At 40.5% G+C, this 23,769-nt stretch carries 18 protein-coding genes; 13 read left to right on the top strand and 5 right to left on the bottom strand.

Features of this window, described 5'->3' with window-relative positions; all coding sequences use genetic code 11:
* The first annotated feature begins 648 nt into the window (after positions 1-648).
* The 4 genes from E4S40_RS06160 (at position 649) to E4S40_RS06145 (ending at position 4,190) form a co-directional block, all read left to right on the top strand.
* Positions 649-1,374 carry a hypothetical protein gene (locus E4S40_RS06160; RefSeq protein WP_135072260.1) on the top strand — a complete coding sequence of 242 codons (726 nt, stop codon included), beginning with the start codon at positions 649-651 and terminating at the stop codon, positions 1,372-1,374.
* 144 nt (positions 1,375-1,518) lie between these two features.
* On the top strand, positions 1,519-2,169 hold the full coding sequence (locus E4S40_RS06155) for a heavy metal-binding domain-containing protein (protein WP_135072258.1): 651 nt from the start codon (positions 1,519-1,521) through the stop codon (positions 2,167-2,169).
* Positions 2,170-2,232: 63 nt separating this feature from the next.
* Entirely contained in the window at positions 2,233-2,790 is a 558-nt protein-coding gene (locus E4S40_RS06150; RefSeq protein WP_135072256.1) for a hypothetical protein, read from the top strand.
* Between the two features lie 893 nt (positions 2,791-3,683).
* Positions 3,684-4,190 carry a Cif family virulence factor gene (locus tag E4S40_RS06145; RefSeq protein WP_135072254.1) on the top strand — a complete coding sequence of 169 codons (507 nt, stop codon included), beginning with the start codon at positions 3,684-3,686 and terminating at the stop codon, positions 4,188-4,190.
* Positions 4,191-5,062: 872 nt separating this feature from the next.
* On the opposite strand, the gene E4S40_RS06140 is transcribed toward E4S40_RS06145, so the two are convergent.
* Together E4S40_RS06140 and E4S40_RS06135 are read right to left on the bottom strand one after the other, a co-directional pair.
* Complete coding sequence (locus E4S40_RS06140) at positions 5,063-6,877, bottom strand: adenylate/guanylate cyclase domain-containing protein (RefSeq protein WP_135072252.1); 1,815 nt, start codon at positions 6,875-6,877, stop codon at positions 5,063-5,065.
* A gap of 100 nt (positions 6,878-6,977) precedes the next feature.
* Positions 6,978-7,472: a hypothetical protein gene (locus E4S40_RS06135; protein WP_135072250.1), complete on the bottom strand. Its 495-nt coding sequence runs from the start codon at positions 7,470-7,472 to the stop codon at positions 6,978-6,980.
* Between the two features lie 417 nt (positions 7,473-7,889).
* On the opposite strand from E4S40_RS06135, the gene E4S40_RS06130 reads away from it, so the two are divergent.
* Positions 7,890-9,119 (top strand): alpha/beta hydrolase-fold protein, encoded by a 1,230-nt coding sequence (locus E4S40_RS06130; RefSeq protein ID WP_135072248.1) that lies wholly within the window; start codon positions 7,890-7,892, stop codon positions 9,117-9,119.
* Between the two features lie 236 nt (positions 9,120-9,355).
* On the opposite strand, the gene E4S40_RS06125 is transcribed toward E4S40_RS06130, so the two are convergent.
* Positions 9,356-9,919, bottom strand: coding sequence for an SdpI family protein (locus tag E4S40_RS06125; RefSeq protein ID WP_135072246.1), 564 nt, complete (start codon positions 9,917-9,919; stop codon positions 9,356-9,358).
* A 642-nt stretch (positions 9,920-10,561) separates the two neighbouring features.
* Here E4S40_RS06125 and E4S40_RS06120 point away from each other — a divergent pair.
* The 8 genes from E4S40_RS06120 to E4S40_RS06085 all read left to right on the top strand — a co-directional run bounded on the left by E4S40_RS06120 (position 10,562) and on the right by E4S40_RS06085 (position 19,992).
* A complete protein-coding gene (locus E4S40_RS06120) occupies positions 10,562-11,302 on the top strand; it encodes a hypothetical protein (protein WP_135072244.1) in 741 nt (246 codons plus the stop codon).
* Positions 11,303-11,342: 40 nt separating this feature from the next.
* Complete coding sequence (locus tag E4S40_RS06115) at positions 11,343-12,695, top strand: ADP-ribosylglycohydrolase family protein (RefSeq protein ID WP_135072242.1); 1,353 nt, start codon at positions 11,343-11,345, stop codon at positions 12,693-12,695.
* Between the two features lie 200 nt (positions 12,696-12,895).
* A complete protein-coding gene (locus tag E4S40_RS06110; protein WP_135072240.1) occupies positions 12,896-13,309 on the top strand; it encodes a hypothetical protein in 414 nt (137 codons plus the stop codon).
* A 274-nt stretch (positions 13,310-13,583) separates the two neighbouring features.
* Complete coding sequence (locus E4S40_RS06105) at positions 13,584-14,312, top strand: WG repeat-containing protein (RefSeq protein WP_135072238.1); 729 nt, start codon at positions 13,584-13,586, stop codon at positions 14,310-14,312.
* Positions 14,313-14,345: 33 nt separating this feature from the next.
* Positions 14,346-16,091 carry a hypothetical protein gene (locus E4S40_RS06100; protein ID WP_135072236.1) on the top strand — a complete coding sequence of 582 codons (1,746 nt, stop codon included), beginning with the start codon at positions 14,346-14,348 and terminating at the stop codon, positions 16,089-16,091.
* A gap of 217 nt (positions 16,092-16,308) precedes the next feature.
* Entirely contained in the window at positions 16,309-16,890 is a 582-nt protein-coding gene (locus E4S40_RS06095; RefSeq protein WP_135072234.1) for a fibrobacter succinogenes major paralogous domain-containing protein, read from the top strand.
* 302 nt (positions 16,891-17,192) lie between these two features.
* Positions 17,193-18,515, top strand: coding sequence for an erythromycin esterase family protein (locus E4S40_RS06090; protein ID WP_135072232.1), 1,323 nt, complete (start codon positions 17,193-17,195; stop codon positions 18,513-18,515).
* Positions 18,516-18,807: 292 nt separating this feature from the next.
* Positions 18,808-19,992, top strand: a complete 1,185-nt coding sequence (locus tag E4S40_RS06085; RefSeq protein ID WP_135072230.1) for a cytochrome-c peroxidase — start codon at positions 18,808-18,810, stop codon at positions 19,990-19,992.
* Positions 19,993-20,136: 144 nt separating this feature from the next.
* On the opposite strand, the gene E4S40_RS06080 is transcribed toward E4S40_RS06085, so the two are convergent.
* A complete protein-coding gene (locus tag E4S40_RS06080; protein ID WP_135072228.1) occupies positions 20,137-22,509 on the bottom strand; it encodes an OmpA family protein in 2,373 nt (790 codons plus the stop codon).
* A gap of 4 nt (positions 22,510-22,513) precedes the next feature.
* Positions 22,514-23,683 (bottom strand): hypothetical protein, encoded by a 1,170-nt coding sequence (locus E4S40_RS06075; protein ID WP_135072226.1) that lies wholly within the window; start codon positions 23,681-23,683, stop codon positions 22,514-22,516.
* Positions 23,684-23,769 lie beyond the last annotated feature (86 nt).

Below are 23,769 nucleotides of genomic sequence, written 5' to 3'. Positions count from 1 at the left end.
TGGACTGTCAACCGTTGACAAAAAGCAAAAAAAGCCTTTCCAGCAATGGGGAGGCTTTTTTCTTCCAGTCCACCACGCCTCAATTTCCCCTTTCAAAGGGGGCTAGGGGGATTTTTCATAAGTCGACGGTCCACAGTCGACAGACCACAGTGAGCAGTTTTCAGTAAACAGTATTCAGTAAGCAGTGGGGACACGTCATTGCGAGCTTACCTCCCACAGGAAGGTTTACCTCACGTAGGGAGGCCTGCCTCCAGAAGGGAGGCGGAGCGAAGCAATCTCCATTGTGGTCCACTGTCCACAGTCGACAGTCCACAGCCGATACGTATCTGTCCATTACGCCCCGGCCATGGACCATGGTCTATGGACTATTGACTAAAAAAGGCCAAAAAATACCCATTTTAGGGGATTGCGCCGTATGGAAAAGATGCTTTTCTTAATCGATTCGTTTTTCAGGGAAGATTTTTCAGGATTGAGTTTTGGTGGACTCCCAAAGGCACATTTAAAAAAAATCTTCTGGAAAATGTCGGAAAAATTAAAAAGAATAAAACTTAACCCTTGTGGCGTTTATCCATCTAAATTAAGGGGTATACACGCTATAAAGTGGCGTATATAAACGAGTTAGGCTTTGTTAAAAAACAGGACAACTAAATGATTCCAACAACATTTATAAATTATGCAGCTGACACACTAGCCGAAACACAAGACGGACTAACAGGAAGCCGAATTGCCGAATACAGTGCTGCATATGCAATTGACTTTGACATCGAAATTCCATATCCAGAATATCCATTTCCAGCAGATTTGCCAAACAAAAGAACTGCACTTCGAGAAAATTTGAAAGCCTTTAATCCAGAACAACAGTTTAAAATCATAAAAGAATTATCCGAACTTCCTCATTTTGAAAATAATGCAGGAGTAAAAGATTTAAGAATAAAATTAATCTCACGATATGGAGCATTAGGTGAAGGAAATGCAAAAGAAGAGATTAACGAGTCTTTGGTTGAAGAGACACAACATTGGCTCTCTGAATACCCTGAAGTTTTAAAACTTTACAATGACTGTTTAGAAAAGCACTCAAATGGAATTCATCAAAGGAATTTATTGGACGACTTGAGACTATCTTTGGAGACTTTGCTAAAAACTGTTCTCGAAAATGGTAAATCATTGGAAAATCAAATTTCGGAATTAGGCAAATTCATCAATGAACGAAATGGCTCTAAAGAATTGAATAATATGTTTCTAAAACTAATAGATTACTTCTCTAAGTATCAAAACACCTATGTAAAGCACAATGACAACGTAAATGAAAATGAAGTAGAAATCATTATTGAAATGGCAAGTTCATTTATGAAATTTATAGTAAGAATAAAATAACAAAGCCTAACAAAAGCTATACGTAATGCGGGTTTTAGTGCTAAATGAAAGTGAATAAATATTAACAAACATAGCGTTAGTCTGATAGTTCAGAGCTTTCTAATCCCGCACTACTCATAGCTAGAGCGTTAAAATCAACGAAAAATGACCAAAGAGATCTGTCCAAATTGTGGAGCTAAAATCGGATTCGGATTAGTATCGAGTAATCATTTACAAAATGAAAATGTAACCCGATTTTTAAATGATTTTACGGAATCCAAAGCTGAAGCTTACTGTGAAAAATGCTATCCAGAATTATTTCATGAGGCCAATAAGAACTATCAGCCCAAACTAAAGCAAGCAAAGGATTTTATTTCTAATCACATCAGCGAACTTCCAATTTTAACGATTCATCAGCCTCCAAAATGGGACTATGAACCTGTTTCGATTGTAACAGCTCAGCTTGTTGCAGGGACTGGATTAGTTGCAGAAGTTGTTTCAAGTTGGTCAGATTTTTTTGGAAGCAACTCCAATACCTATCGACAAAAATTAATCGATGCAGAAGAAAACTGTAAACAGCAATTACGAGCCCAAGCATTGAAATTAAAGTGTCACGCCATTATTGCTACGGATATTGATTATTCAGAAGCGGGAGCCGGTAAAGGAATGTTGATGGTCTGTATGGCAGGAACTGCTGTAAAAATCAAAAACCTCCAAGACCTAGGAGAGAATTTCTCAAACCTAGATCAGCTCATAAAGGAATCAGAGAATTTTGAAATTTTGGATTCTTATAATGCAAGGGTGCCGAATTCTTAGAATAGATATATAAATTCTTACCATTATTTAAGGCAAAGTATTTTTGAAGCTGTAAAATCAACAATGGATAAAGACGAATTCGACAAAAAATTACAGAGACGAATTGCTCAACTTTCAGTTGGTGCTTCAGCATTAAGGAATCAAGGCGGAAGTGGGTTAGTAGAAACCTGTAGGAATTATTTTGAAAAAAAGATTGACCTACAAAATTTCTTTTCTGCTTTGAAAGAAAAAGATGAGTATTCACTGTTTCTTGACAATCACACGAATGAACTTTTGAAGTTATTCCCAAAGGAGGCCAAAAGTTGGGGAGCGGCGAGAAAAGGTCTCAATTTGTTTTTAAGAGACATTTGTTATAATAAATATTTCGCGGACAAATTTAACCTACCAAAAGATTATAGTGATAACAATCGAATGCTAAAGTATTTAGAAGTTCCACTGGACAAAGATGTTGCAAAAGGACTAATTCGTAGTTTTCCTAAAAAACTTCCAAAATGGGATAGAATTAAAAACCTTACAAAGGAAACCAGTGATCAATTTCAAGAAAAAGCAAATTTGCTAGCAACTGAAAAAGGAGTTGCAAGAGTCCATTTGGACCTATTGTTTTGGAGAGAAAATAAATAACAAAGTCCTCGCCTAGGTCTAGACTGCATCTCCACCTTCCTATCCAAATGAATTTGCAATTCATTATTTAAAAGACTTCAAAACCAAAGCGTAGACCACCTCAACGCTTTTTTATTTCACCCATTTCCCAACCCCTTAGGGCTACTTCCCAAGTGGGGGAGGGTACTTCGGAAGTACCCCTCCCCTCTTCAGAAGACCTCGCCTGAACCTTTTTACTCAGTGAGTTCGTCTTTTTGGTGAACTGTCGGACCTTTTTGGTGAACTAGTTCGCCTTTTTGCTTAGTGCGTGAACCTTTTTACTCGGTGAGTTCACCTTTTTGGCGAAATGCCGGACCTTTTTGGTGAATTAGTTCACCTTTTTGCTCGGCGCGAGGACCTTTTTGCTCAATGAGTTCACCTTTTTGGTTCGACGTCGGGCCTAATTAGTGGTCTATTTAGCTAAGACCATTTTTGGGGGTTTTGAACCACATAGAAACATAGGGCACATAGGTTTTTGGATTAAAAGAATGCCTCAGGACGGGTTACTACTAAAGAGAAAAATATTTGGCTAAAGCCAATCAGGATTGACATTTCCTTATCCCCGAGTTAAAACTCGGGCAATTAATGCGGGTTCTCACCAATTTTAAGAATATTGAACCACATAGGAACATAGGGCACATAGTTTTTGATTTAGAGATTAGCATTAAAATCAGGTAAAAACCATCTATTCAATAGCCCCCGATTTTAATCGGGGGTAATAGATCGACACCCTCCAAACCCAAACCATTTTAATGGTTTTTTGAACCGCATCGGAACATAGCAGACATAGTATCTGATGGAATAATGAGTATAGTTTTCTAAATTGACTAAGAGCCTCAGAATCTGAGCTAATACCAATTTAAAAAATCCAACTTATGAACATTAGAATTCCAGCCCTTCTACTTTTTTGGATTTTTTCTTCATCCATAGGGTTCGCCCAAAATGTAAACCCAGATAGCCTTCAATCTATGGTAAATCAGCAAGTTTCAGATTTTTTGGCTAGCTATTGGGATGCTTATAATTCCTGCCAAGTGGAGAAAATCCTGAGTCTGGAAAGTGATACCATGGAATTCTACCACGACTTGGGTGGGCTCAGCGTGGGAAAGGAAAACAGCAGAGAATCCTGGGAGCAATTCTGTAGCAATACTGAGTGGAGAACAAATGCAGAATGGGAGGGCGCATACGAGATTTCCACCATGTTTCAGGAAAACCAACTCTATGGGGCCATGGTCATAGGAAACCTAAAATTTAATTCTATTCGCCTTTCTGATAATAAAAAGTTTGAGGTCGGAAAAAGCAGGTTTGTGGTTTTCCTCAGTTATGATCAAAACAGCTGGAAAATGCATCGGGTCTTCAGTTTTGATCATCAGCCTATTCAATAACCCCGATTAAAATCGGGGGTAAAATATCGACAACCTCCAATCCTAAATTTTTTGAACCACATAGAAACATGGTTTTTTGATAAAAGGATAGCTCAGGACGGGTTACTACTAAAGAGAAAAATATTTGGCTAAAGCCAATCAGGGTCGGCATTCCTTATCCCCGAGTTAAAACTCGGGGCAATTAATGCGGGTTCTCACCAATTTTAAAAATATTGAACCACATAGAAACATAGGGTACATAGTTTTTTGATTAAAGAATAGCTCAGCGTTTTATAAGAAATGAGAAGAAGTTACTATCGCACCAATCCTGCCTTTGAAGCAGGTGGTGATTGAATGCAGTCAATAAGCGTTAAGAAAATCGGTTAGCACCGAGCTTGTCTCGGTGATCCACCGATTTTTAGCGTTTGACAAGTTCAAGCAGGAATGGTCCGAAGGCCATTCCAGCCTGATTCAGGTAGGAGGTTTTTTGTTACTTTTTGACAGCAAAAAGTAAGGAATAGAAAAGCGATAGAAGTCCTCAGGATGGGTTACTATTTAGGTAATGAAAGCATTTGGCTAAAGCCAATCAGGATTGGCATTTCCTTATCCCCAAGTTAAAACTCGGGGCAATTGATGGAGATCATTTAATGATCAAGATTTTAAAACCACATAGGAGCATAGCGCACATAGCTCTTAATGGAATTAAATGCATCAAAATTCTGTGAAATCACCTTTTCAATAGCCCCCGATTTTAATCGGGGGTAATAGATTGAAATACCCAGCCCCAAACCATTTTAATGGTTTTTTTAAACCACAAAGGAATATAGCCAACATAGTTTTATGATAAACGATTCTTGGCTTTGGGAGATAAAGACTTTACCTACTTTTCCCGTTTAGGACTTCAAAAAATACATATCCCAAATCCCTCGATTCTTGATCTCCACACTGCCACGGTATTCGCATTCAAATTCATCCTTGATGATCTCATAGGTCGTACCGGAGATATTGATCTTTCCTTCTTCTGAGTTACTCTCCATCCGGGATGCGATATTGACGGTATCTCCCCAGATATCGTACTGCCACTTTTTCACCCCCACAATACCGGCGATAATAGGACCTGTATGGATTCCTATTCGCATTTCAAATTGTACAATCCCCTCGGGTTTTGGCTTTTTGATAAACTCCATCATTTCCAAACCGGCATGGACCACATCAAAGGCATGCCGTTCTGTTTCGGTAGGAAGTCCACCGGCACACATATAAGAATCACCGATGGTTTTGATCTTTTCCAGCCCATACTTTTCTACGATCGCATCAAACTCCTTGAAATAATAGTCTATACTTTCTACCAGCTGTTCCGGAGCGATTATTTCCGCCATGGTAGAAAAACTCTTGAAATCAGTAAAAAGTACCGTGGCTGAATTGAAGCGATGCGCTTTCACTTTACCATAAACCTTAAGCTCATCAGCGATTTCCTCCGGGAGGATATTGAGCAGGAGTTCCTCGGAGCGATTTTTCTCTTCTTCGATTATTTTCTTGGTCTCCTTTTCAAACTTGAAACGTCTAAATGAACCTATCGCCAACAAGGCCACCAAAATGAGCATCAGCAAAACTCCGTAGAGCAGCAAGGTCTGCCGCTTAGCTCGTAGGGTAGCGATAGTCGCCTCACTTTCCAAAAGATCCACTTCGGCCTGTTTTTGGGAAACCTCGTAATCGGTTCGCAGATTGGCCATTTCCTGTACAGCCTGAATATTTTTCACACTATCCCGGTATTGAATATGCTTTTTGTAAAATTCCAGCGCTTTGGAGGAATTGTTCAAGCTTTCATAAATAGTGGAAAGTAATAGGTTCGCTTCGCTTATCTGATCTTTCAAACCATACTTTCCCGCGAGATCAAGGCTTCTTTGGGCATAAGCCAAGGCAGATTCACGATCACCATGCTCCAAATAAATATTAGATAAGTAGTTTAAATAGTCGGAAATGGGATAGTATTCCTCGTATTTTTCAAGAATCTCAATCGCCTGATTGATACGTTTTTCTGAACTTGTTTTGTCTCCATACTCGGCAAAGATCATCCCTAGATTTCCTAGGCAGTAGGCTTTCCCCAGTTCAAAATTTATCTTTTCGAAGATTAATTGAGCCCGCTCGACGAAGAGCAAGGCGGAGTCCAACTTCCCCAATTTCAAATACTCATCCCCTGCATTAAAGATTGCAGATCCCAAGGAGGTCGAATCGTTTTCTTGCTCTAGAATTTCAATACTTTTTTGGTAATAAATGGCAGCGTTTTGACTGTTTTCGCTAGCAGAATAGGTATCAGCTATCGTAATAAATGATTTGCCCTGCGCCTCCATGGAGCCCGACTTTTGGGCATACTTCAGCGACTCAAAAAAGTATTCAAGGGCCTTGGACAAGTCTCCCTTGAATTTATAGGAATAGCCAATCATTCTATAGGCATATGAAATATGGCTGTAAAGGGAATCTGCCTGAGCTTTTTCCAAGTAGACTTCCCCATATTTCAACAGGCTATCCGGATTGGCCTCGAACACTAGGTAACTTGCCAAATAGTCTAGGTTTTCTTCACCACTGGCAAAATATAATTCCTTGATGCTGTCAGCCTCAGAGCGAATTTGACTAGATCCCTCCATAGACTGCGCAAGCGTCAGACTAAAGATCGAAAAGTAAAGGAATAAGAAAACCAGATTTTTCAAGTTCAAAGGCTAGCTTTTAGGGCGTTAAGTTCAGTCATAGTCTTGGTTCGATTGCATATTTATAAAGCGATCTTTCAGAAGAGACTAGCCAAAAGATCCTTTATGGAGTCGATGTAATTCTGATCTTTGGATCAAGGACAAAGGTACGAGTCTCTCCGGTTGTCTGAGATCTTATCGTAAAGCGAATGGTATATTTTACCGTTCCATCCGGCGTATTATCCTCTATCTTTACTTTGGCTCTCTTGCCACCTCCTGGTATAGGATTCTGTGCAAATGCTGTAACACTTCCTGTCCAAGGGAAGTCTAAAAATTTAATCTGATAATTTTCTTGATGAGGCCCGACATCAAAAATTTCCCAATTGACGAATTTGGAAGGATAGGCTGTGGATTCGAAATCAGAAGGTTTACCATTGTTACTTCTACCATTATTGTTATCTGAGAGTTGGGAATTATCCTCTACACTTCCCCCATGAAAGATGGCTTCGGCATTAATTCTAAAATCGATTTTGATATCCTTTGCCCTTTGGCTAAATGCACTGCTTGACCCCAAAAACATTAGGATAAGCGCCGCGAATAAAAAACTGTACTTTTTCATAGAAATGATTTTTTTGTAAGAATATAGAAAAAATTATGTAAAGCCTTTAAAAAAATAAATTATCTCTTGATTCAATTCAATTGAGGCTTTATGTAATGGTGTTTTTAGGTAAAGCAGGAAACCATATTTAGAAGGAGATTTTCTTGAAAATTCGCCGGTTTTTCGGCAATCTGTGGTTTGAATGATTTAGAATTTAAACCACATTGGAACATAGTCTTTGATTTGGAAAATAGGCTTTCTTATTCTGTTAAATCACCTATTCAAGAGTCCCTGATTTTATTGGCGGGTAAATGGATTCACTTGACTTTTTAAAGGCCTCATTTTTATCTACATTAGTCAAGCCACAGCGGACAAAAAGCAATAAATATCAAGCTAAAAGCTTTGCCAACATGTGGTTATTCCTCAAAACCAACCTGTATGAAGAAGCTCATTCTTTTCATTTGTTTTTGTTCCCTCTATCTTCCACTCCAAGGGCAGGATAAGAACCAAATCGTAATTGGATCAATAGAAAGTATTCAATCAAAAATCCTGAACGAACAAAGGGATCTATGGATCCATCTTCCTATTAACTATTCTCCCGAAAAAAAATATCCGGTAGTGTACCTACTCGATGCCAATTCCCAGTTTTATTCTGTGGTTGGCTTAATCAACCATTTGAGTTATTCCAATGGAAATACAGTCTGCCCGGAAATGATTGTGGTAGGAATACCCAATACCAATAGAACCCGGGATTTGACGCCCTATAAACCTGATCCAATTGATCCATTTATTCCTCCACAAATGGTAGAGGAATCAGGAGGAGGGGAAAACTTCATCGCCTTTATCGAAAAAGAACTGATTCCATACATAGAATCAACTTATTCAACGGCCCCTTATCGGATGTTAATCGGGCATTCATTTGGAGGTCTAACCGTTCTAAACACCCTCCTTCATCACACTGAAATGTTCAACTCCTACATTGCGGTGGACCCCACTTCAAATTGGGCAGCTGGAAGATTATTGAGGGAGTTTCAAGAAGCCCTTGCCTCGGAAAAATCATTTGAAAACATTGACCTGTATTTGGGAATCGCCAATCTGGAAATGGAGGAGGACATCAATGAATATTTGACTGACAGTACCTTTATCACGGAAGGTGTCCGATCAATTTTTGAAATCGATGCCTACTTAAAGAGCCAAGCTCCCCAAAAGATCAATTACGCCAGTAAGTTTTACAAAAATGAAATCCACCCAACGGTTCCTTTGATTACCGAATATGATGCTTTTCGCTTCATTTTTGACTTTTACACGATGAAGCTTTCTCCTAGGGATTGGGAAGATGCAGAAGTTGACATGGCCCAAAAAATGGAGACCCATTACAATAGAGTTTCAGCAAAATTCGGATTTGAAGTGAAGCCAGACGAAAGTTTGGTAAACGGCCTGGCCTATGAGTTTTTGGGCATGAATCAGATGAAAAAGGCAGGGGATTTATTTCACCTAAACATCAGACTGTATCCGGAAAGCGGAAATGCGTATGATTCCTTGGGAGATTTTTTTGCTGCGAATAAAGAAAAGGAAAAGGCCATCGAAAGCTATAAAAAGGCTCTTTCCCTCTCATTTCAGGACTATACTAAAGCAAAACTCGATGCCTTAGAGAAAGAGAAGGATTGAATGCTTTTTGACAAAAGCCTTTTTCTAGGGAATTTAAACCAAATAGGAACATAGCGCACATAGTTTTTTGATTGACTGGAAGACTCAAACCAAAGGTGAACCCCATTGAATAGCCCACGGTTTTAACCGTGGGAAAAAGATTTAGTCTTATCCCTTATCAAACCATTTTAATGGTTTTTTGAACCACATAGAAACATAGAGGCACATAGTTTTTTTGATTTACTTGGATTCAAGCCCTATTTAGGCAGCAACTTTTCGGGAAGATGATCCGGGCTGTAGGTAGCGGGTTTGTTTTTCCTCATATAACCAATAGAAAAAATTAACATCACAACTACTACCCCGAGTTTGATCAAAATTCCAATGGTAGAAGAAGAACCCATATATAGCAGCGCCAAAGAAACCATGATGACGGTCCCGATTATAATCAGCAAATTTCCGGCAAAGCAACCGGGATTGTTGCCACTATGGTAGATAATACCCGGGAAATTTTTCAATCGCTCATGCAATTGCCGAAGAAAAGCGGAATAAGCCGATCCCCTATTTTCAAAATCCCCAAATCCCCTGTAATGCACGCTTTTCAACGTGAAAACAGCGCCATTGCTTAGGGTGAGATCGCATTGATATTTGTCCATGGCAAATCGAGTTGGATCATGGTAGAGGCGCACTTTTTTGATTTCGGAATAGGGGATTGTATCCTTATATCCTTGGGTGGATATTTCCAGTCCCGCATCTGTCAGGCTATAGACATTCTCGCCTTTTTCCAAGGCTGAATTACGAAAAGAATAGCTGTTTGAGGACATGGTTAATGTTTAGGAAAAGGAAATAAATCAATGATTTGGGGAAAATCCAATATTCTGATTTTTGAACCACATAGAATCATAGCCAACATAGTTTTTTGATTAAAGAATAACCCAGAGTTATTCAAGATGAAAAAGAATTCCCATCATACCCAATCTGCCTTTGAAGCAGGCGGTGATTGAACGAAGTCAATAAGCGTGAAGAAAATCGGTTAGCACCGAGCTTGTCTCGGTGATCCACCGATTTTTAGCGTTTGACAAGTTCAAGCAGGAATGGTCCGAAGGCCATTCCAGCCTGCTTCAGGCATAAGTCTTTTGTTACTTTTTGACTTTAAAAAGTAAAGAATACAAAAGCGATTGAAGGCCTCAGGACGGGTTACTATTTAGGTAAAGCAAAAGTTTGGCTAAAGCCAATCAGTATTGGCATTCCTTATCCCCGAGTTAATACTCGGGGCAATTAATGGAGATCATTTAAAGAGCAATATTTTAACCGAATAGGGCACATAGTTTTTTTGATTTTAAGGAGCTAGCTCAAGGTTTAAATGAATAAAGGTTATAGTAAAAGCCCAATTGTATTTTTTCCACAATTATTTCACAATTTCAAGAAAATCAATAGCTTAGATAATCTTTTAACCCTCCCCAGCCATGATAACCATCTCTGCAAAAGACAGCTATCGTCTTACCTCCCTATTAATGATCCTATTAATCCTCGGAATACAGTGGGGATTTTATAAACCTTACATCAGCCAGTTTCCCAATTTCGTGGATTCTACTCCGACCATCCACATTCACGGAGCCCTATTAATGGGCTGGATGGTGCTTCTAGTGGTGCAGCCTATGTTTATTTATTTAAAAAAGGCCAACTGGCACCGAAGCCTAGGTAAAGTTTCCTGGGTATTGGGCCCATTGATCATTATCTCCATGTTTTTGGTTGGTCGAGGTTCCTACTGGAGAGGTTTGGATTTCTTAAGTACAAACCCTGATAGTCCTTTTGAATTGAGTGATCTCTTGGCTACCATGGTTTTGGACATTCGAGGGTTTATCAGTTTCGCACTCTTTTGGGCCTTGGCCATGGCCTATCGAAAAAACGCTTCCGCCCATATGCGCTATATGATTGGGACTGGCCTTTTGGCAATTGGTCCTGGAATTGGGAGGGGGCTGTCAAATACTTTAGGTTTTTCCCTACAAGCAGCGCTAACAATTACCGATGTACTGGACCTTTTGATTGTAGGTGCTTTTCTTGGATATGATTTGATAAAGAAAAAGGACTACAAACCTAATCTCGTCATTTTCATCGTATTCCTGATAGGTTCTATCCTTTGGCAATTCGATTACAGTAACTTTTGGCAAAACTTTGCCCAAAGCTATGCCGATCTTTTATATTGAAGTAAGCCCAGTTGAATAATCAATTTGACATTTCCATTTAATGAAACTCAAATTCCTGAAAAAATACCCGATATGCCTTTTGGGGGCTACGCTATTTGCTTGCTCCAGTGAACCCCAACCCGAAAAAAATCCAAATCTTGAATATGTCTCTTTTGAGCCGAAAGCCACAGACCTGCCCTTAGATCGGGGGCAATATTATTCCAAACTTCAGGGTTTTTGGCTGGGAACCTGCATTGCCAACTGGACAGGATTGGTCACCGAAATGGATAAAATCGGAAATATAGGCGAAATCCAAACCGGAGCTTTTTATACACGGGAGGATTGGGGACAGCACGATCAGCCCAGCATTTGGGGACAGGGAGTTCCAAGTGCCCTCTCACCGACTATTGACTTTGTTTTTGCCGATGAGGATAGCCTTTGGGGAGCGGATGACGATACGGATATCGAATACATCTATCAAGAACTTCTTCTTAGGAATCAAACTTCCTTTCTAACAGGTGAACAGATTCGGGAAGGTTGGCTTCGCCATATTCGAGCCGAAGAGGAAAATTACCTCTGGGTTTCCAACCAAAAAGCTTTGGACCTAATGAATGCGGGCTTGGTCCCACCTGCCACCGGTGACCCTGCAAATAATCCCGAATACGAAATGATCGATGCCCAATTGACAACCGAAATTTTTGGATTGTATGCTCCGGGGAGACCTGATATTGCCTTAAAAATGGCGCATTTACCCATACAAACCACTGCCCGAAGAGAAAGTGAATGGATTTCAAATTTTTATGTAACCCTCTTTTCTCTTGCTTCAGCAACAGACACTTCCTTACCACTAAAAGATCAACTTTTTTGGATGGCAGAGCAGGCTAAAAAGGAATTGCCTCAGGATTCCTATCCATTGCACATGTATGAATTTGTCAAAGCAAAATATGAGGAGGGAATCCCTTGGGAACAGGCTAGAGATTCGGTGTATTACCGCTACCAGGTCAATCAAATGGACGGCTATGATTTGACTAGTCGCAATTTGTACTGTAATGCTTGTTTTGCAGCGGGGATCAATTTTGCAGCGAGTTTGGTCAGTTACTTTTATGGAGAAGGAGATTTGATCGAAACCCTTAAAATCGGAACGCTGGCAGGCTGGGATTCCGATAATCCTACAGCCACTTGGGGTGGACTAATTGGCTTTATGATTGGGAAAGATGGAGTGGAAAAAGCCTTTGGCAGGAAATTTTCAAATCGTTTTCATATCCATCGAACTCGGGTGGGATTTGAAGGAGATGGAATCGACACCTTTGAAAATATGGCTAAAAAGGGGATTTGGATCGTAGATCGTGTCATTCAGGATGAGATGAAAGGAGGCATAGATCTCAAAGAAAATCGCTGGTATATTCCTGAGTAATGCAAGTTTGAACCCCATAGGAACATAGGAAAAATAGCTTTTTAATTCAATAGAAGAATCCAAATCCTATGAGAACCCCCCATTCAATTGCCCCCGTATTAAAGAGGAGTTATCAGAATCCATCTTTTTCTAATCAAAGTATTTCAATGATTTCCGAAAACCAATTAAACCCTTCTTCGTACATGTGAAAAAATTAACCTATGAAAAAAGCATTGATTTTTTGGGCTGTTTTGGTTCTCTTCTCTTGCACAGGAGAGGAGAGTCCCTCCCGTACTGAAGAAAACCTTTTCCAAACACTTACTTCAGGGCAATGGGGGATTAGCTATTTTGAAGATGGTGGTAGCGATCGAGCCAGTGATTTTGAAGGCATCAATTTTAATTTTTTATCGAATGGGCAGGTTGAGGCTTTCCGAGGAACTCAATTGCTCGATCTAGGAATATGGAGCACAAGCATAGAAAATCGCCGAGCAGAAATTGAACTTTCATTCCCAAGCAATCCTCTATTCGAAAATCTTAACGGGAATTGGTATCAAATACTCATAGGCTATGAACGGGTTTCTTTTAGAAAAGACAATGAGGTCTCAGAGGATCGATTAACTTTTGAAAAGCTCTGAATTTCAATTGGTCTATAATTCCTTTTTGTCTGATGTTTACTTTTCCATTTCTCCATTTTGGGTCACAATGGATTAGTTGGAAAATTACCAATAAAAGGGGTTTATCCAGTCAAAATGGGCACACAGTTAGTATTGGCCCAAGAAAAAAACAGACATTTTCACAAGCCTTCTTGCCGGTGTAAAATACGGCATTAAGCGTATTGACTTAATTTTTTAAAGTATTTAGATTTTGGATTAAAACACTTGGTTTTCCACTCATATCAAATGGCTTTTTATGACTTACGTGAAAATTTTGAAAATATTGATTTCAATTATACCCTTTGTCTTTTTTGTTTCTAATTCCTTTGGACAAGAACTGAAACCTTTCCAAGGCGAAAACAAACTTTGGGGCTATCAAGACGAGGCGGGTAAAGTAGTCATTCCTGCTAAGTATTTCCGCGCTTTTTTATTTTCGGAAGGCATGGCCATCGTCCAACCCACTGAGTACACTATTTATGGTTATGTGGATAGCAACGGGAAAGAGGTGATCCCAGCTAAATTCATAAGTGCAGGCGGATTTTTTGAAGGATTGGCAGCAGTAGAATTATTGGCTACTGCTCATTGGGGATTTATTGACAAAGCAGGAAAAACGGCACTTCCTTTTCAATATAAAGGTGCAGGTGCTTTTTCAGGAGGCTTGGCCCCGGTAAGCGGATTCATAGAAGAGACTGGTCAATACAAATGGGGGTATATCAACAAACAAGGGCAGCCGGTAATCCCTTTTGAATACGATGGCGCAGGAGTTTTTTCGGAAGGCTTGGCTGCGGTGCGATTGGTTTTTAAAGAAGAAGGAAAAATCAAATGGGGATTTATTGACCCTACAGGCAAGCTGATTATCCCTTTCCAATATGACTATTCGGCAATAAACACAACCATACCCGTATTCAAAGAAGGAAAAGCAAGAGTATGGCAAAATGGTAGGCCTTTTTACATTGATAAAACCGGAAAAGAAATCAAAGAATAGAGATCAGGGGACTGATTTATAAATAAAAGAGTCATGAAAAAGAACATATTTATCCTATTTATTGGAGTACTATGGATGTGGGGAAGTGCTGTAGCACAGCAATACGTCAGCCCAATAAGGACCGAAGTAGTACAAATGGGGCAAACCACTATAGAAGTGGTCTGGATTGGGGATAAGGCAGGTAGCGTGAAGGTTAAAAACGGGAAGCGTGAATACGAAGTGGGTCGTGGAAGGTTTAGCGATATGAAGCTGGAAGGAAGCATCAGTTTCCCTAAGGGGAATAGCCCGGAAGATGAGAAGCTGAAACAAAAAGCGGGCCTTGAACAAAAGGATTATTCCAACAAAGTGATAGGCCTCCGGGCAGATTTCATTCAGTATATACCGGATTTGGGCTTGATTGGGATCAAACTTCCTGAGGGGTCGAAAGAAAAAGAGCAATATAAAAAAGGAGAAATCGAAATTGCGCAAGGGGTGGTCATCTGGCAAGTTGATCTGGCTACTGGTGCGGTCAAAGTCCAGGACAGTGACGAGGCAATTGTATACGCTCCTTACTCCAAGGTTTTTTCCAAAAGGCTGCTGTACATCAAAAAAGGCCCAATTAACGGATCGGCTGAAAAATCTGGCCAAATGCATGGCTACTTTTATGAGGGCAACCAATTGGTAAAAGCCTGGGAAAATCTCTCCGTGATGGCGCCTCCGCGTTCGCTGGGATTTGGAAAGCCGGATGTACCGCGCTATTACCGCTACCTGGATGGCTATGTGCAACTTGCCGAACAGAAAATGGGCGATGCCTACGAAGTGGCCGTATTCGACAACCAGCTACAAGAAAAAATCTCCTACTTTCCTGCGCTTTTGGTGTACCGAAACTGGGAAAAAATGCCGGACAGCAAAACCTTTGGGCAGGGCAAAAAATTGGTGGCCGACTACCGGAGCGGCACAGGCCTGGGGGCTGACAAGCTCTTTCAGCGCCAGGTATTGGTGCCCAGCAACGAACTGGAGGGGCTGTATGGAGTGCTACAAGCAGATGGCACGGTAGATATTCCCGAGGGGAGTCTGGGGCTGTCGCCTATCATCACCGAAGAGAAAAATGCTGCTTCCAAAACTGGCGAGACCTACCTCCTGAACCATTTCTTCCTAGTGGCTTACCCAGGGGCCGAAGAAGGAAAAATGCACTATGGAGTAGCTGGACCGGATGGAAAATTGTCCTTCGGCTCGGCTGAAAACCCGGTATGGACGGAGTTTATGGTCTATGAAAGTGAAATCATCAAGGAAAATAATAGCAGCATTTATGTTCATCCGGAACTACTAGTTGCTCGCCTGCCAGACGGCAACTGGCATTGTTATCTTGCTTCTAGGTATAGGGGCTATGCATATGATGGCCGCTATGAAAGTTTAGGATTTTATTTTCCCACACCCTATGGTAGCTCCTCCAAAACCCCACATGAAGCTATAGCTTCCGTCGAGCCCCTTCTAGTTGCTCTCAACGACACTACTGAGAAAAGGGTAACGGAAGCAAGAGCTAAATACTTGGCACAATTACGAATTGAAGGAGAAAATAGGATGAGGGAAAATCAACGAAAATTGGATGAATGGGCAGCCGCCAATCCGAGTCCAGCTCCTAGGCGAGGCGGAGTGTTTCAGAAATCAACTTGGCAGGGCTTTACATACAGCTCCGAGACTACTCGTAGGTTTAACCAATCAGTAAACCAAAGCAATTACAATAACTCCATGCGCCAGTACAATAACTACTTGAATAGCAGGATTTATAGGAATTATTAACCCTTTCCAAACGAAGTAAATGGAGGATTAATCTCATGCCCTATTCAAGTATTTTCACACCTTTACCTGTAAATTCAAACTCTTTAAATTTTTGAATACTGTGAAATCCACATGTTTTATTTCAGCTCAATTTCTGCTTTTTCAAACGCTTTTTTTATGGATTGGGCATTTTGCAAATAGCCAGGAAATTGAAAATCAAAAGGCTACAAATCAATTCATGGAAACTATTATTGGTCATCAGAAATGGATGGCAGAAAATTTAAATGTAGATTCCTTCAGGAATGGAGATCCCATTCCTCAGGCCAAATCCATTAAAGAGTGGAATAAAGCAGCAAGAAATAGAGAACCGGCATGGTGCTATTTTGCCAATAAAACTGAAAATGGAGTTCAATTTGGGAAATTATATAATTTTTTCGCGGTCATTGATCCTAGGGGCTTGGCACCTGAAGGATGGCGTATTCCCACTCAGGAAGACTGGGTGCAACTGAGCACTAGTCTAGGAGGACACCCTGTGGCAGGACGAGCCCTAAAAAATGAAGATGGGTGCAATGATCAAGGGAATGGCAATAACCTGAGTGGATTTTCAGCTATGCCGGGAGGTTTTCGAGAAATCACCTTACTTAATTCCAATAATGGCTTTTTGGGTTTAGGAAACACCGGCTATTGGTGGAGTTCTACTTATGATTCACGCACTGAATCGGTGTGGGTCGTCAGTCTGAGTAAAAGAGATGATAAGTTGTTCACTACTTTTGATACTGCCTTTTCAGATGGATACTCCATCCGATGCATTAAGGATTAGGTTGTTATTCTCCTAATACTCACTGTCAATTTCTCTTTTTGTATTTAGATTTATTTTATCCTATGGTTAAAACCCGGGATAGTTTATCCTTCTTCACCACTGTTTCTTGTGGATTATGAACCCTAATGGAAAATTATTTACAGAGGCATTGATTAAAAAATCATAATCAACCCCTTATTTCCAAAACCTGTAGGATGTTAATAATTCAAAATTCAAGCATCGAAATTCTTCCTGTTGGGGTATTCAAACTAGATTGGGAGTTGGATCAAATACGAATTTGTAAGAAGACTTTTTAACCCCTTATGAGCAGAAAATTTATTTGGGCTACAGCTTTTCTATTTTGCCTCCTAGCTTCCAGGCTCCAAGCGCAGGATGAAGCAGTGATTGATTGGATCAACCAGTATGCGATAGAAATAGAAAGTGCCGATCCTGACTCCCAACCGCTCAACTTCCATAAAAAGGTCCCCAGAAAATTTAGCGAAGCTCGAATATTTGGTTTTGGAGAAGCTACCCATCAGGGGAAAGAGTTTTTCAATCTTAAAGCGCAGTTTTTTAAATATTTGGTGGAGTACCAAGGAGTCAGAGCTTTTTTGTTAGAAGACTCCTATCCAGCTGAGGCAGGAATCAATGAGTGGATTAGCGGAGGAAGAGGCGATGCCACTACGATTGAGCAGGAATTTAGCATTGGAGCTTGGCATGCAAAAGAAGTAGTCAATCTCCTGGAATGGATAAGGAATTACAATATCCAAAAGCCGAAAGAGGAGCAAATCCGTTTTTTTGGAATTGATATTCAAACTGTAGAAGGCATCAATACGGAAATTCGGCGTTTTGTGAAAAACAATAATCTCCCCATCCGGGAAGAATTACTTCTTGCAGCTGATAGCTGCGCCAAGCCCCAATTTATGTATCAAAGGCCAGCTGCTGATTGGGCGTCTAACCAGATTCTCAAATTGAAGGAAATTGAAAAAGGGATCTTAGACGCAAAATTAACATTCAATCCAAGTCAGCTTCAGGAGTCATATCGAATTCTAAGGGCTTTAAATTCCTTGATCAGCTATATTGAATTTGTGCAAAACCCTGTCAGCACAGTGAGGGATAAGGGTATGTTTGAAAATACAAGACGAATCCTTGAGTATGAAATCCCAAATAAAAAAGCCTTCATTTGGGCACATAATAATCACATCAACAACCTAGAAATTCCGCCCTATGGAAGCAATTGGACGAATTTGGGCGGCCATTTGAAAAGCTATTATCAAGACAACTACTATAGTGTAGGGTTTGATTTTGGGAGTGGTACATTACCCGGATATGTTGCCAAAAAGAAAGAATGGGGGCTTTTTTACATCAGCAAGCCCTTTAAAGACACCTATGCTGAAACTTTGATTCAGGCAGCATATGATATCTATTTTGTGGATATGGAAGAGGCTCTTCAGAGTGAAGCGGCACCGTTTTTTAAGTCAAGAAAAAAACAGTTTATCACAGGTGGCCCAGGCTTTACCTCCAAAACACGCTCTTTGATTGAGGCCAACTTTTCGGAAATGTATGATGGTTTGATTTTCCTAAAGAAAGTTTCACCAACCTATTCCTTCTCCAACCTGACTCAAGTAAAAAGTATTCGGGAATGAGTTTTTGATTAATATCCAGGCAGTCCAAAACCTTTTAATGGTTTCCATTTTGAACCACATAGAAACATAGGGTACATGGTTTTTTGATTGAAAAAAAGATTTCAAATCCGGTTAAAACAGCCTATTCAATAGACCTCATTTTTAATCGTGGGTATTAGAATAAACCATTCCCAAATCCCTGCTTCCTTCATTATCTATTCCCTCATTTCACCTCAAAGGCAGCTTTTTCTTGATACTCGCTAAACCTTTTCCATTAAAACCTATCTAATGCCTAGAATCAATTTTCCATCCTATGAATAAGGTCCTTATTCCCAATCTACTTTTTTTGATTTTTATGTTTGGATTCTCCGCTTGTGAGAAAGAGGAAAAACTGGAGCCAATAGCAGAATCTGTTTTAAATCTTCCCAGCGAACCATTTGACTACACCAGTATCAATTTACCCAATCACTTAACCAACAATGTACTTTTAGGACCGGGGCAAAATGCTGCCTTTGAAAATGACAACACCCCTCCCGACAATCCTGTTTCGAATGATGGAGCGACCTTAGGAAGGGTATTATTTTATGATAAAAGTCTAAGCGCCAATGGAACCATATCCTGTGCATCCTGCCATAAGCAAAGCCATGGTTTTTCAGATGAGGCTGTCCTAAGTATTGGCTTTAACGGAGAAAAAACCCGACGCCACTCCATGTCCCTAATTAATGCGCGTTGGTATGGAAGAGGACGTTTCTTTTGGGATGAACGGGCGACATCCTTAGAAGAACAAGTACTCATGCCTTTCCAAGATCCGGTTGAAATGGGATTAAGTCTCGATGAGCTTGTCCAAACTGTAAATGAACAATCCTATTACCCAGAACTTTTTCAAAAAGCTTTTGGAAGCTCGGATATCACAATTGATCGAATTTCTAAGGCTTTGGCTCAATTCGTCAGGAGCCTTGTTAGTATTTCCAGTAAGTACGATGTAGGCAGAGCCCAAGTGAATATACCTGTACAAGATTTTCCCAATTTCACTCCAAGCGAGAATAATGGAAAGCGCTTGTTTTTCTTGCCGGTTGGCCAAGGAGGCGGCTCCTGCATAGGCTGCCATTCCACCGAGGCATTTATCAATCCCGACAATGGACCTACCAATAATGGATTGGATGCTGCCTCCACCGATGATTTAGGGGTTTTTGAAAGCATCAACAATCCAGCCTTTTTAGGAACCTTCAAAGTGCCTTCTCTGAAAAACATTGCCTTAACAGCTCCTTACATGCATGATGGAAGATTTGCTTCACTCGAAGAAGTAGTGGAGCATTATAGTAGGGGGATACAAAATCACCCAAATTTGGGTACAGCTTTAAAAGATCCAAATGGGCAAGCTGTTAGGCTCAATTTTACCGAACAACAGAAAACCAATCTAGTAAACTTCCTCAACACGCTGACGGATGAAGGTATCATTCAGGATGAAAAATTCAGTGACCCATTTAAAAAAGACTAGTGGTTTTTTAAAGCCCCGCCCCAATTTCTACTAGAAATTCTATCAATAAAAAAGGGAGGCCTTGGGTACAAAAACAAGACACTCCCTAAGGTTAGTTGAATTTTAGAGTATTCTAGAAGTCAATAAGAGCTTCGTTTTCCTTTGCTAGGGAATCTGCCATTCTCTAAACCTTACTTCCACCTTACGATCCGAATCTACGGATCCTTTGCTTGCTCCTCTAATGATCAATCCGCCCACATCGGAACTTATCCTTGCGGGATCTATTCCTAGTGATATAAAGTAGTTTTTGACGGATTCCACCCGTTTTCCGGAGATTTGAAGGTTGTAACTCACGGTACCGGTATTATCCGCAAAGCCAATCAATTCCAGTCCAAGTTCTGGATTGGTATCCAAAATTTCCTTCACCTTCATCAGTTTCTCCTTCTCAGAATCTGCGATTTCGGTTTGATTGATTCCAAAAAAGACCTCCACCTTACTCTGATTCAAAAGAGCATGTGAGGTAGAAGGAACGGTGTTTTCAATGAACACTGTATCTGGGACCGTTTCAGGACTGATCGCAACCATTCGTTGCAAACTGTCAATCAAAATAGAATCCGCTTGAATCTGTGCCATTAATAAGGAATCCCTACGAGCTTGCTCTTCTTCCCTTCTTCTATCACCGGAATTGGCAATCGCTGCTGTAGTCGCAGCAGTTCCTCCTACCAAAAGCGCATCCTTTAACAACTCATTGTTTTTCTTATCCAGCTTTTCCTGCTTTTTCCGGTTCTTCTCCAGCTTTTTCGCTGTTTTTTCATCTACAGCCTCAGTATTTATTAAGACCTCTTGGGGCTCCGTCTCTTGAGGTTCATAGCTTTGTTGCTCAGGAATTCTAGACGCAAAAGCCATCATCATTGCCGAATCACGTGTTGCTTGAGCTTGGAGCATTTCAGACCTGAACTCATCCATTTTTTCCTCAAATTCCTCTCGGGTCATCGTATCATCTGAAGCAGCTGTTCGAGTTCTAGCTGCCTTTTGGGTAGAGTCATTTATGGTAAGACTATCCAAATAAAGTTCTGTATTCCCTGAGGCTGAGTAAAGGATTTTAGAAACTTGACCTGGATAGATTAGCAGTTGCCGAAACATGGCAGCACTATCCAAATATTGGATTTGCTCATTTGCTTTCACAGCCTCGATAGAATCTAATTTGAAGGCCAATTGGGAATCTATAGAATTAAGGTTTGTCAATCGCTCCATGCTGGCGGATCGCTCACTTTCTAAACTAGTCAGGCGACTTTCTGTCACAGCTTCAGAAACCGTAGTATCTCTTTGTGCAAGGGCGATAGTCTCGTCGATTTGAGAAATTTCGCGCTGGGCACCAAGTAATTCCAGTTGGATTCCTTCCCGCTGACTTTCGATAGAATCCCGAATCAGATCCAATTGAGCTAAGGCTGCTGAATCTAGGGCGCTGCTGTCTCGTTGAAAGCCTTTTTGCTCCCAGCTTGGAAGCTGAATCACTGTGAAATAATTATTGGAAACCGGAGTTTGGGATACTCCATAAGCCCTGATCGAATCCGCTTTTTCCATTTGCTTTTTAAGCAATTCATCAGGAACAAAAGTATATCGCTGACTAATTACCGGAGGCTGAAAACTTTCCTTGGTAGCACCCAAACTAAATTTGACTCCTATTCCATGGTAGATATACCAGTCTCCTCTGCCATTTCTATTCCCTCTGTAGGGATTGTCAAAAGTGGGCACATTGGTACCGGGAAGAGCAGCATATTCTTGAAAATCATTGTCGTATTCCAGTCGGTAGACCCCTGACACATCATCCAAATAATCTGTGGCAGCCCTTTTGAAGTCAGATTGTGCAAAAATTTCTATCCCTTTTGCCACCCGAATTCTAAAGCCTAAACCTAGATTTGCATAAAGAGTTGCCCGCTTATATCCACCGGGAATTTCAGTTTCAATATCTCGTAGGTTCGTTTCAAAGGTACCGTCAGGAATCACATTTTGATTCTTGTAATTGTATCGGTTTCCATTGGCATCCAATAGGTCCCCATATACATCAAAACTCTGCACACCCATGCCGAGCGTCAAATAAGGTGCAAAAATTGATTTACCGGAAAGCAACCAATTGTTATCAGGCTTGATGACAAAGGAAAGTCCGGCATCTATCAAATTAGTCTGAAAGTTCAGTGCCCGGTTAAAGTTTTCTCCTTCAGTGTAAAGTGTACCATCATTCTTGACAAAGCGATCCGAAGAACCAAACTGATAACTTCCTGCTGTGAACATCAAACCGATCGAATTCCCTAAAGCATATTCAATCGATGCTTGATAGGATAAATTTTGGGAATAATTATCGTAGCGCTTAAAAAGTTTGGTAAACTGATCAAAGTTCTTGACCCCTAAAGGCCGGATATCTCCAAAATAATTGGTGGTCCCGGCACTGAATCCAAACCTCCACTTGTATCCATACTGCTGCGAATAGATTGGAGAAACTAGCAGGAGGAAGGCGAAAATTGAAAATAGTCTTTTCATGATCTTACCTTTTATTTCCAAAGCCCAACCAAATTCTAAACTCAGCGCTTAGCCCGACATAGGGCTGAAATGCATTGACATTATTTCCATCAATCTGCTCAGTGGTCAAAAATGTGCCCCCTGCATTCAGACGGATAAAGCGGAAAAAATTGTACCCAAGACCCACAAAGACCGGACGGCTAAAAGCAGGACCGCTGATTCGTTCTCCAATTGAATTTTCTATATCACCCGACAGGAAAATCCCTGTACTGATGGACATATTACTCATGAATCTTGCAAAAGTCCGATTACCCAAAGGAAAGGAGAAGCCTACATAAGGACTGTAGACAAATTCCTGCTGAGGTAAATTTTTGGATAAGGAAATCGCTCCATAACCCAAATTGATCGGAATTGAATTGGCTTTCTTTTCTGTGGGATAATTCTGGAAGATCTTTTCATCCACTCTTGCCAATAAATTGGTGCTGAGGTATTGATCGACCTCTGAAAAAATAATGGCTTCTAGCTCTCCTAGATATTGCCTAGCATACGCTCCCCTCGCATTATCCGCCTCACTCAATCCTGAAACATTGAATTTGGCCTTCCCCATTTTAAGTTTCTTTCGCTGTTGTAGCTTTTTTCGGGTCAGATCCGAAAAACCTGGAAATGCCATACCATTTGGCAATTCAAAATAATAGGCTCCTGCATTGACGATTTGCTCCAAATTGGAGAGAATTTGCTCGTCAGAATCTTCAAAATGAATCCCTCCTTTTTTGACTGAGGTAATGGTAGTCAAATAAGTGCTAAGATTGGTTTGAATTAGGCGACGGACCTCTTCTACTTCTTCCTTTCCGGCCTTTTGGTAAAAACCTATCTCTACATGGTAGTCCTCATTCGACCGTAGGGGTTCATCTATCAATGCTTGAAAAGCAAGCTCCTGATATCCAAAAGGAGCTTTCCAGAAGTAAATATTCTCGGTTTTGGAGGATTTCTTGGATAAATAGATTTCTACTTTGACCAATTCTATGGTTCTTGGAATGGCTCCCCGGATGTAAAATTTTTCCTCCGAAGGAAGGGGCATACCTCCATTAATTTTGTTTTGGATAAGATCCAAATTGACCGTAGTCAGTGCCTCTTGGCTCCAGCTATTTTGGTTTAGGAGGTTAAAGGCTAAAAATAGAACTAGTAGTTTTTTCATACCCTTTTGATTTATCTTAAAATAAATGCGTTAAATCCTGAACTATTTAAGGCAATAAATGTTGAAAACCTTTTATTTTTTAAAAT

This window comes from Algoriphagus kandeliae (genome assembly GCF_004571135.1).
Classification (GTDB): Bacteria; Bacteroidota; Bacteroidia; order Cytophagales; family Cyclobacteriaceae; genus Algoriphagus; species Algoriphagus kandeliae.
Note: the sequence above shows the minus strand (reverse complement) of the source record. Positions and strands in the feature narration are given on the sequence as shown.

Bases quoted from the DNA above. Each gene is read 5' to 3' on its own strand.
- E4S40_RS06135 (WP_135072250.1), bottom strand. From the start codon at position 7,472: ATGAAAAAGTACAGTTTTTTATTCGCGGCGCTTATCCTAATGTTTTTG.
- E4S40_RS06100 (WP_135072236.1), top strand. From the start codon at position 14,346: ATGAAAAAGAACATATTTATCCTATTTATTGGAGTACTATGGATGTGG.
- E4S40_RS06090 (WP_135072232.1), top strand. From the start codon at position 17,193: ATGAGCAGAAAATTTATTTGGGCTACAGCTTTTCTATTTTGCCTCCTA.
- E4S40_RS06150 (WP_135072256.1), top strand. From the start codon at position 2,233: ATGGATAAAGACGAATTCGACAAAAAATTACAGAGACGAATTGCTCAA.
- E4S40_RS06115 (WP_135072242.1), top strand. From the start codon at position 11,343: ATGAAACTCAAATTCCTGAAAAAATACCCGATATGCCTTTTGGGGGCT.
- E4S40_RS06075 (WP_135072226.1), bottom strand. From the start codon at position 23,683: ATGAAAAAACTACTAGTTCTATTTTTAGCCTTTAACCTCCTAAACCAA.
- E4S40_RS06130 (WP_135072248.1), top strand. From the start codon at position 7,890: ATGAAGAAGCTCATTCTTTTCATTTGTTTTTGTTCCCTCTATCTTCCA.
- E4S40_RS06110 (WP_135072240.1), top strand. From the start codon at position 12,896: ATGAAAAAAGCATTGATTTTTTGGGCTGTTTTGGTTCTCTTCTCTTGC.
- E4S40_RS06155 (WP_135072258.1), top strand. From the start codon at position 1,519: ATGACCAAAGAGATCTGTCCAAATTGTGGAGCTAAAATCGGATTCGGA.
- E4S40_RS06105 (WP_135072238.1), top strand. From the start codon at position 13,584: ATGACTTACGTGAAAATTTTGAAAATATTGATTTCAATTATACCCTTT.
- E4S40_RS06095 (WP_135072234.1), top strand. From the start codon at position 16,309: ATGGAAACTATTATTGGTCATCAGAAATGGATGGCAGAAAATTTAAAT.
- E4S40_RS06160 (WP_135072260.1), top strand. From the start codon at position 649: ATGATTCCAACAACATTTATAAATTATGCAGCTGACACACTAGCCGAA.
- E4S40_RS06080 (WP_135072228.1), bottom strand. From the start codon at position 22,509: ATGAAAAGACTATTTTCAATTTTCGCCTTCCTCCTGCTAGTTTCTCCA.
- E4S40_RS06085 (WP_135072230.1), top strand. From the start codon at position 18,808: ATGAATAAGGTCCTTATTCCCAATCTACTTTTTTTGATTTTTATGTTT.
- E4S40_RS06125 (WP_135072246.1), bottom strand. From the start codon at position 9,919: ATGTCCTCAAACAGCTATTCTTTTCGTAATTCAGCCTTGGAAAAAGGC.
- E4S40_RS06120 (WP_135072244.1), top strand. From the start codon at position 10,562: ATGATAACCATCTCTGCAAAAGACAGCTATCGTCTTACCTCCCTATTA.
- E4S40_RS06145 (WP_135072254.1), top strand. From the start codon at position 3,684: ATGAACATTAGAATTCCAGCCCTTCTACTTTTTTGGATTTTTTCTTCA.